Source organism: Streptomyces sp. NPDC004721 (assembly GCF_053601495.1).
In genome coordinates, this window is the sequence record NZ_JBSGBZ010000050.1 from 1 (window position 1) to 9689 (window position 9689).

6 protein-coding genes and 1 pseudogene are annotated in these 9689 nt (G+C 70.5%); 2 read left to right on the plus strand and 5 right to left on the minus strand.

What is annotated here, in order from left to right:
• The 4 genes from ACWEK3_RS32585 to ACWEK3_RS32600 all read right to left on the minus strand — a co-directional run.
• Positions 1-243, minus strand: a 243-nt coding sequence (locus tag ACWEK3_RS32585; RefSeq protein ID WP_359863214.1) for a flavodoxin-dependent (E)-4-hydroxy-3-methylbut-2-enyl-diphosphate synthase, incomplete at its 3' end; no start/stop codon positions are given.
• Between the two features lie 171 nt (positions 244-414).
• Positions 415-1707 (minus strand): M50 family metallopeptidase, encoded by a 1293-nt coding sequence (locus ACWEK3_RS32590; RefSeq protein WP_453251291.1) that lies wholly within the window; start codon positions 1705-1707, stop codon positions 415-417.
• Positions 1708-1715: 8 nt separating this feature from the next.
• Positions 1716-2978 carry a 1-deoxy-D-xylulose-5-phosphate reductoisomerase gene (gene dxr / locus ACWEK3_RS32595; protein WP_453251271.1) on the minus strand — a complete coding sequence of 421 codons (1263 nt, stop codon included), beginning with the start codon at positions 2976-2978 and terminating at the stop codon, positions 1716-1718.
• Positions 2979-3208: 230 nt separating this feature from the next.
• A complete protein-coding gene (locus ACWEK3_RS32600) occupies positions 3209-5149 on the minus strand; it encodes an acyl-CoA dehydrogenase family protein (protein ID WP_453251272.1) in 1941 nt (646 codons plus the stop codon).
• 349 nt (positions 5150-5498) lie between these two features.
• On the opposite strand from ACWEK3_RS32600, the gene ACWEK3_RS32605 reads away from it, so the two are divergent.
• Both ACWEK3_RS32605 and ACWEK3_RS32610 read left to right on the plus strand, forming a co-directional pair.
• Complete coding sequence (locus ACWEK3_RS32605) at positions 5499-6512, plus strand: LacI family DNA-binding transcriptional regulator (protein WP_453251273.1); 1014 nt, start codon at positions 5499-5501, stop codon at positions 6510-6512.
• 302 nt (positions 6513-6814) lie between these two features.
• Positions 6815-8866 carry a glycoside hydrolase family 31 protein gene (locus ACWEK3_RS32610; protein ID WP_450541294.1) on the plus strand — a complete coding sequence of 684 codons (2052 nt, stop codon included), beginning with the start codon at positions 6815-6817 and terminating at the stop codon, positions 8864-8866.
• Positions 8867-8938: 72 nt separating this feature from the next.
• On the opposite strand, the pseudogene ACWEK3_RS32615 reads toward ACWEK3_RS32610, so the two are convergent.
• A pseudogene (locus tag ACWEK3_RS32615) lies at positions 8939-9653 on the minus strand (glycoside hydrolase family 12 protein).
• Positions 9654-9689: the final 36 nt, after the last annotated feature.

The following is a 9689-nucleotide window of genomic DNA, read 5'->3' on the forward strand; positions in this document are numbered from 1 at the left end:
CAGCGCGTCCGCGTCGTCCTGCGTCGGACACGCCACCCGCACGATCTGGCAGCCCGAAGCCGTCAGCTCCGCGATCTGCTGCAAGGTGGCGCCGATGTCCGACGTACGCGTCGTCGTCATCGACTGCACCGACACCGGCGCGTCCCCGCCCACCGCCACGGAGCCGACCTGGATCTGCCGGCTCTTGCGGCGCTCGGCGAGCTTGGTCGGAACGGACGGCATGCCGAGAGAAATCGCAGTCATCTGCTGTGCAACCCCAAGTCGTGGATCAAGGTCCGGCCTCGTTCAGCGGCGGGCTCCAGGCATCGAGATTACGGCACGTCCATGTGCCCCAGCACATCCCACCCGTCAAAACCCACTCATTGGAAGGCGGCCGGACGGGAGACCCGTCCGGCCGCCTTCGTCAGGGGTCCGCTAGGAGATTTTGACCGGGTTAACTACGTCAGCGATCAGGACGAGGATCGTGAAGCAGACGAAGACGCCCGCCACCACATAGGCCACCGGCATCAGCTTCGCCACGTCGAACGGACCCGGGTCCGGCCGGCGCAGCACCCTCGCCAGATTCCGCCGCAGCGACTCCCACAGCGCCCCCGCGATGTGCCCACCGTCCAGCGGGAGCAGCGGGAGCATGTTGAACAGGAACAGGGAGAGGTTGAAGCCGGCGACCAGCATCAGGGCCATGGCCAGCTGCTGGGTGGGCGGGATGTCCAGGGTGAAGATCTCGCCGCCGACGCGGGCCGCGCCGACCACGCCCATCGGGGAGTCGGGCTGGCGGGGAGCGCCGTCGAAGGCCGCGTTCCACAGGGCCGGCACCTTGCCGGGCAGGCTCGCGATGGAGTGGACGGCCTCGCCCAGCCGGTCGCCCATCCAGGTCACGGACTGGCCGAAGTCCTGGCGGACGATGCCGGTGGCGGCGCTGAAGCCGAGGAAGCCGGCGCTGACGTACTGCCCCTGCACGATCTGGCCGTGGGAGTCCTTCTTGGCGACCTGGTTGGTGGCGATCTTCGCGTGCAGGGTGACGTCCTGGCCCTTGCGGTCGACGACGATCGACACCTCCTTGCCGGGGTTGGCGCGGATCAGGTCGGACAGCTGGTTCCAGTTGTCGGTCTTCATCCCGTTGAAGGAGACGATCTTGTCGCCCGCCTTCAGGCCCGCGGCCGCGGCCGGCGCCGGGGCGTCGGACTTCGTGCAGTTGTCGCGGTTCTCGCTCTGCGCGATGACGCACTGGGAGACCGAGCTGACGGTGGTCGTCTGCTGCGAGATGCCGAAGCCCATGAGGACGGTCAGGAACAGCGCGACCGCGAGGATCAGGTTCATGAAGGGGCCTGCGAACATCACGATGACCCGCTTCCACGGGGCACGTGTGTAGAACAGGCGCTTCTCGTCACCGGGGCCGAGTTCCTCGAAGGCCGCCGAGCGGGCGTCTTCGATCATGCTGCGCCAGGGCGAGGTGGAGCGGGCGGTGATCCGGCCGTCGTCGCCCGGCGGGAACATGCCGATCATGCGGATGTAGCCGCCGAACGGGATGGCCTTGATGCCGTATTCCGTCTCGCCTTTCCTGCGGGACCAGAGCGTCGGGCCGAATCCCACCATGTACTGCGGCACGCGGATGCCGAAGAGCTTGGCGGTGGACAGATGCCCCAGCTCGTGCCACGCGATCGAGACCAGCAGGCCCACCACGAAGACGACTATGCCGAGGATCATCATCAAGGACGTCATGCACGCGCCTCCGCTGTCGCCGTCCGCGCTGTCAGTTCCCGGGCCCTGGCGCGGGCCCAGGTCTCCGCTTCGAGGACGTCCGGCACCGTCAGGGTAGTTCCCGTGCGGGGTGTGCCGTGTTCCTCGACCACTTGTGTCACGGTCTCCATGATCCCGCTGAAGGGCAGTGTGCCGCGCAGAAACGCGTCGACGCACTCCTCGTTGGCCGCGTTGAACACGGCCGGGGCGGTGCCGGCGAGCCGGCCCACGTGCCGGGCGAGCCCCACGGAGGGGAAGGCCTCGTTGTCGAGCGGGAAGAACTCCCAGGTCGACGCGTTGCTCCAGTCGAAGGCGGGCGCGGCGTCGGGAACGCGTTCGGGCCAGCCCAGGCCGATGGCGATGGGCCCGCGCATGTCGGGGGGCGTCGCCTGGGCGAGGGTGGATCCATCGGTGAACTCAACCATCGAGTGGACATACGACTGCGGATGCACGACGACCTCAATGCGATCGAAGGAAATGTCGTACAGCAGGTGTGCCTCGATGACCTCCAGCCCCTTGTTGACCAGAGTGGCGGAGTTGACCGTGATCACCGGACCCATCGCCCAGGTGGGGTGGGCGAGGGCGTCCTCGACGGTGACGTCGGCGAGCTGGGCCTTGGTCCGGCCGCGGAAGGGCCCGCCGGAGGCGGTGACGACCAGCTTGCGCACGTCGGCCCGTGTCCCCGCCGCGAGCGCCTGGAAGAGGGCGGCGTGCTCGGAGTCCACCGGGATGATCTGACCGGGCTTGGCGAGCGCCTTGACCAGCGGGCCGCCGACGATGAGCGACTCCTTGTTGGCGAGCGCGAGGGTGCGGCCCGCCTCCAGGGCGGCGAGGGTCGGGGCGAGGCCGATGGAGCCGGTGATGCCGTTGAGGACGGTGTGGCAGTCGGAGGCGGCGAGCTGGGAGGCCGCGTCCGGTCCGGCGAGGATCTCGGGGAGCGGCTCGGACGTCCCGTACTGCGCGGCGAGCGCCTCGCGCAGGGCCGGTACGACGTCCTCGCGGGCCACGGCGACGGTCCGCACCCGCAGCCGGTACGCCTGCTCGGCGAGGAGACCGACCCGTCCGCCGTTGGCGGAGAGCCCGGTGACCCGGAAGCGGTCCGGGTTGCGCAGTACGAGGTCGATGGCCTGGGTGCCGATGGACCCGGTGGACCCGAGGACCACCACGTCCTTGGGCCCGTCCCCGGCGACGGGGTCGAAGACGAGGTGCGGGTCGGCGAGAGGGGCTGGACTGTCGCTCATTCCCCCATTGTGGCGGCAGCGGCTCCCCGAACGGACAGCGAGTCCCTCCCGGAGGGGGAACGAGTCGCCGGTCGCCGCGCCGGGGACGCGGCACGGCGCGCCCCCGCCGGCGGACGCGGTCGGCCGCCCGGTGGCCGATGCCTCCGGGCGGCCGGTGGAGATCGCCGGCGGGTGACCGGTGGAGATCGCCGACAGGTGGCCGTACCGCGTGTCGTGGCCGCGGCCGGCCGTCACCTGATCGGGCGGTGCACGTTCTCCCGTTCGCTCGGGCCGGGGTCCGCCGCCGCGATCCAGGGGCCGTCGTCCGACGGGTCGATGACCCCTTCCTCCAGCCAGGCGTAGGCGCCGCCGAGGACGCCCTTGACGACCTTGCGGTCGAGGTCGTCGGTGTTGGTCCACAGGCGGTCGAAGAGTTCGGCGACGCGGATGCGGGACTGGCGGCAGAAGGCGTCGGCGAGCTGGTAGGCCTCGCGGCCGTGGTCGCCCTGGGAGCGCAGGAGCTCGGCGCGGACGCAGGCCGCGCTCATCGCGAACAGTTCGGCGCCGATGTCGACGACCCTGCCGAGGAAGCCCTGCTTGGTCTCCATCCGGCCCTGCCAGCGGGACATGGCGTAGAAGGTGGAGCGGGCGAGCTTGCGGGCGTGGCGTTCGACGTAGCGCAGATGGCCGGAGAGGTCGAGGTGCCCGGGCGGGTGGAACTCGGCGTACGAGCGCGGGAGCTGGCCCGGGCCCGCGACCAGCTTGGGCAGCCACTTGGCGTAGAAGACGCCCGCGTTCGCGCCCGCCCTCGCCTTGTCCGAGAGGGTCTTGTCCGGGTCGATGAGGTCGCCGGCGACCGAGAGGTGGGCGTCGACCGCCTCGCGCGCGATCAGCAGGTGCATGATCTCGGTGGAGCCCTCGAAGATGCGGTTGATGCGCAGGTCGCGCAGCATCTGCTCGGCGGGCACCGCGCGTTCCCCGCGGGCGGCGAGGGACGCGGCCGTCTCGAAGCCGCGGCCGCCGCGGATCTGGACCAGTTCGTCGGCCATCCGCCAGGCCATCTCGGAGCCGTAGAGCTTGGCGAGGGCGGCCTCGATGCGGATGTCGTTGCGGTTCTCGTCGGCCATCTGGGACGACAGGTCGAGCACCGCCTCCAGCGCGAAGGTGGTGGCCGCGATGAAGGAGATCTTGGAGCCGACCGCCTCGTGCAGCGCGACCGGCTTGCCCCACTGCTCGCGCGCCGCGGACCACTCGCGGGCGATCTTCAGGCACCACTTGCCCGCGCCCGCGCACATCGCCGGCAGGGACAGTCGGCCGGTGTTCAGGGTGGTCAGGGCGATCTTCAGGCCCTGACCCTCGGCGCCGATGCGGTGGGCGGCCGGAACCCGGACCCGGTGGAAGCGGGTGACGCCGTTCTCGATGCCGCGCAGGCCCATGAAGGCGTTGCGGTTCTCCACCGTGATGCCCTCGGAGGCGGCCTCGACGACGAAGGCGGTGATGCCGCCCCGGTGGCCCTCCGACTTCGGCACGCGCGCCATGACGACGAGGAGGTCGGCCACGACCCCGTTGGTCGTCCAGAGCTTGACCCCGTCGAGGATGTAGTCGTCGCCGTCCGGGACCGCCATGGTCGCCAGGCGCGCCGGGTCGGAGCCGACGTCCGGCTCGGTGAGCAGGAAGGCGGAGATGTCGGTGCGGGCGCAGCGCGGCAGGAAGGTGTCCCGCTGCTCCTGGGTGCCGAAGAGTTTCAGCGGCTGCGGTACACCGATCGACTGGTGCGCGGAGAGCAGCGCGCCGATCGCGGGGCTGGCGGAGCCGGCCAGGGCGAGTGCCTTGTTGTAGTAGACCTGGGTCAGGCCGAGGCCGCCGTACTTGGTGTCGATCTTCATGCCGAGGGCGCCGAGCTCCTTGAGCCCGGTGATGACCTCGTCCGGGATCCGCGCGTCGCGCTCGATGCGGGCCGAGTCGATCTTCGTCTCGCAGAAGTCGCGGAGCTTGGCCAGGAACTCCTCGCCGCGCTGGGCGTCGTCGGCGGCCGGCAGCGGGTGCGGATGTATGAGGTCGAGCCGGAAGCGGCCGAGGAACAGCTCCTTGGCGAAGCTGGGCCTGCGCCAGTCCTGCTCCCGGGCGGCCTCCGCCACCTGGCGGGCCTCGCGCTCGGTGACGGTGGGCTTGTTGGACGTTGGTGCGGACATGAGGCTCACCTCGCCGCGAAGAGGGATGTGGGGGCGGTACGTTACCGACCGGTGCTACTGGATCGTATGTACCCGATACCGGGCGGATCCACCACCCCACGCGTACGGACGCTCGCAGTCCACCGTCTGTTTCGGCGTGATGCCACCCCCAGCATCCTGTGTGCGGGGCGTGACGACCACTCGCGTACTCCGTTCGGATGGCCCGCCCCGGACCCAGGGAAGAAAACAATCGAAGCGCTTCGACAGGCTATGGACACCCACCCTCGCCGGGGTTACTGTCGAACCACTCTCACGCCCCGATGTCAGCACCGCGCACTGTCGAAGCGCTTCACAAAACTTGGAGAGCTGGATGGTCACCCTCGCCGAGGTCGCCCAGCACGCCGGAGTCTCGGCGAGCACGGTGAGCTACGTCCTCAGCGGCAAGCGGTCCATCTCCGCGAGCACCCGCCAGCGGGTCGAGGAGAGCATCCGGGAGCTCGGCTACCACCCGAACGCGGGCGCCCGCGCCCTGGCGAGCAGCAGGTCCAACATCATCGCCCTGATGATCCCGCTGCGTACCGACATGTACGTGCCGGTGATGATGGAGATCGCCATCGCCGTGGCGACCACCGCCCGCACGCACGGCTACGACGTGCTGCTGCTCACCGGTGAGGAGGGCCCCGACGCGGTGCGCCGGGTCACCGGCAGCGGACTCGCCGACGCCATGATCCTGATGGACGTCGAGCTGGACGACGAACGGCTGCCGCTGCTGCGCGGGACCGACCAGCCGTCGGTCCTGATCGGGCTGCCCGCCGAAACCACCGGGCTGACCTGCGTGGACCTGGACTGGGGTGCGACGGGCGCGCTGTGCGTGGAGCACCTGGCACTGCTCGGGCACCGTGACATCGCCGTCATCGGCGAGGCGCCCGCGGTCTACGAACGGCACACCGGCTTCGCCGAGCGCACCCTCGACGGTCTGCGCTCCCGGGCCCGCGAGCTGGGCCTGGGCCTGCTGCACCGCCCGTGCGAGGGCGGGTACGACGCGATGGCGGTGACCCTGGCCCGGATACTCGACGAGCGCCCCGGCACCACCGGCTTCGTCGTGCAGAACGAGTCCGCCGTCGAACCCCTGCTCGCCCTGCTGCGCCAGCAGGGCCGCGCGGTCCCCGAGGACGTGTCGGTGGTCGCGATCTGCCCGGACCAGGTCGCCGTCCAGGCCTCGGTGCGCCTGACCTCGGTGGGCATCCCCGCCCAGGAGATGGGCCGGCACGCCGTCGCGCACCTGGTGGCCAAGCTCGACGGGCACGGCACGGACGAAGTGGTGCTCATCGCGCCCGAGTTGACGGTCCGGGCGAGTTCGGGGCCGGTCCACTCCGGCTCCTGACACCGGTCCGCTCCGGCCCCGGCCCGCCCAGGACGCCTCCGCCCCCACCCACTCCTTCAAGGAGCACTCTTGAACCCTCTCCCAGCTGAAGCAGGGAGATTCCTGGCTCACGTCGCCTGCGGATCCAGCGGACCAGCAGGTCTTACACGATCAACACCAGCCGGGGTGTAACCAGCCCGGTTTGGCACTGCAAGCGAAGGAGTTGCTGTGCCAGCTTGGTTCTCGCTCAGCACGCCGGAGAGCATACCGGCCCGTCCCATTCCTCCCCGCTCTGAAGGGCGGGGCATCCTCGGAGGAACCCGGTGAACCAGCATGCCGAGACCCAGCCCCCGCACGGCCCGGTCAGCCTCGCCCAGTCCTCCCCCACGGTCGGCATGTTCCGCGACCGGGACGGCGTGCTGGAGTGGAGCGGCCGCCAGGAGACCGTACGCATCGAGCCGTGGGGGCCGGACGCGGTCCGGGTGCGCGCCCGGCTCGGGGGCCCGGTCCTGGACGGCCTGCCCGGCGCGCTCCTGGCCCACGCGCCGGCCACCGAGAGCACCGTCAAGATCGAGGACGGCCGGGGGCGCCTGACCGTCGGCGCGCTCACGGTCGACGTCGACGCCGCGGGCCTGGTCCGCTTCCTGCGCACGGACGACCTCACGGAGCTGCTGGCGGAGGAGCGGGCCCACTTCTGGTGGCCCGGCTCCCGCCTCTACACCGCCGTCGGCAACGGCCACCACCGCCTGGAGCAGCGCTTTTCCGCCTACGACGACGAGAGGCTGTACGGCCTCGGCCAGCACCAGCACGGCCGGCTGGACCAGAAGGGGCTGGTCGTCGACCTGGTCCAGCGCAACGCCGAGGTCACCATCCCCGTGCTCACCTCCAGCCGCGGCTACACCCTGCTGTGGAACAACCCGGCCATCGGCCGCGTGGAGCTGGCCGGGAACGGCACCCGCTGGGTGGCGGACTCCGCCCGCCAGATCGACTACTGGATCACCGCGGGCTCCCCGGGCGACGCCCAGCGCCGCTACAGCGCGGTGACCGGACGTACGCCCATGCTGCCCGAGTGGGCGGCCGGCTTCTGGCAGTGCAAGCTGCGCTACCGCACCCAGGACGAACTCCTCGAGGTGGCCCGGGAGTACAAGCGGCGGAATCTGCCCATCGACGCGATCGTCTGCGACTTCTTCCACTGGACCCACCTGGGCGAGTGGAAGTTCGACCCCGAGGAGTGGCCGGACCCGGCGGCGATGGTGCGCGAGCTGGCGGACCTCGGCATCAAGCTGGTGGTGTCCGTCTGGCCGTCGGTGTCCCCGCTGAGCGAGAACCACCCGGTGATGGAGCAGCGCGGCTACTTCATCGGCACCCAGTACGGCCCGATGGCGCACGCCGAATGGCCGGACAAGCAGGTCGCCTCCACCGTCCAGGTGGCCTTCTACGACGCCACCAACCCCGAGGCACGCGCGTTCGTGTGGTCCAGGATCAAGGAGAACTACCTGGACCCGTACGGCATCACGGCGTTCTGGCTGGACGCCTGCGAGCCGGAGCTGAAGCCGGGCTTCGCCGAGAACCTGCGCTACTGGGCGGGCCCCGGCCTGGAGGTCGGCAACCTCTATCCGGCGGAGAACTCCCGCGCCTTCGAGGAGGGCCTGCGCGCCGCCGGCGTGGACGAGGTGATCACCCTCAACCGCTCGGCGTGGGCGGGCAGTCAGCGCCACGGCGCCGCCCTGTGGTCCGGTGACATCGGCACCGACTTCGCGACCCTGCGCCGCCAGATCGCGGCCGGCCTGAACACCGCACTGTCCGGGATCCCCTGGTGGAACACCGACATCGGCGGCTTCCACGGCGGCGACCCGGACGATCCCGCCTACCAGGAGCTGCTCGTGCGCTGGTTCCAGTTCGGCGCGCTGTCCCCGCTGATGAGGCTGCACGGCTTCCGGGACCCGGGCATGCCGCTGGGCCCGGAGATGACCGGCGGCCCCAACGAGGTCTGGTCGTACGGCGAGCGGGCGTACCCCGTCCTGGAGAAGTACCTGCGGCTGCGCGAGCGCCTGAAGCCGTACGTGCTGGAGGTCATGCGGGAGGCCCACGAGGAGGGGCTGCCGGTGATGCGGCCGCTGTTCCTGGAGTTCCCCGCGGACCAGACGGCGTGGACGGCGGACGACTCCTACCTCCTCGGCCGGGACCTGCTGGTCGCCCCGGTGCTGACGGCCGGGGCCACGGCCCGCACCGCGTACCTCCCGGCGGGCGCGCGGTGGACCGACGCGTGGACCGGCCGGGAGTACGCGGGCGGTACGGCCGTGACGGTCGACGCCCCGCTGGACCGGATCCCGCTGTTCCTGCGGGACGGAGCCGAGCTGCCGTTCGCCGGGTAGCGCGGCCCGGACACGGACGTGCGGCCGGTCCCTCCCCTATGCGGGACCGGCCGCACACTCATGGGCCCCGGGTCAGCTGCTGCTGACCGTGAGGCTGTTGGTGGTGAAGTCCAGTCCGCCGGACGACGACGTGATCTCGTAGCCGAACTGCACGTCCCCGATGGTCACGTTGCCGAACCAGCCCTTGGTGTCCTTGATCCACTTCAGGATGGGCAGGATGTTCACCGTGCCGGAACTGGAGTTGGAGCTGCGGATGAACGAGAAGACGTCGTTCGAGCCGTTGTTGCCCTTGTAGACGCTCCAGGTCGAGCCGCCTAGGGTGACGCTGCCCTGGGAGCTGCCGAGCGGGCCGACGGCCCCGGTCTTGTTGACCCAGAGCATGACCTCGTACTTGTAGCCGGTGTCCCAGATGTCGTACGAGGTGTTGTACGCGCCGGAGGACGGGACGGTGACGTTGTAGCCGCTGGTGAGCGAGGCGAGCGAGGTGATCGGCTTGTTGACCACCTTCTTGGCGTTCGGGTAGGACTTGATGCCGCCCGTGTTGGGGTGGTTCGCCCACACGCCCCAGCTGGTGCCGGAGTTGGCCCAGATGCACTGGCTGCCGGTGCCGGAGCCCCAGATGTTGTTGTACAGCGTGTAGCCGTTGAGCGTGGTGTTGCCCCACTGGTCGCAGGAGTTCCAGACGGCGGCCTGGGCAGGGGCGGAGGCGAGGCCGACGGTGGCGCCGAGGGCGAGGGGCGGGCGCGAGCAGCGCCGTGGAGAGCCTGCTCCGGGTGCGTGTTGCCATGGTGGTGTCCCTTCCATGGGTGGGGGGAGTTGCGGG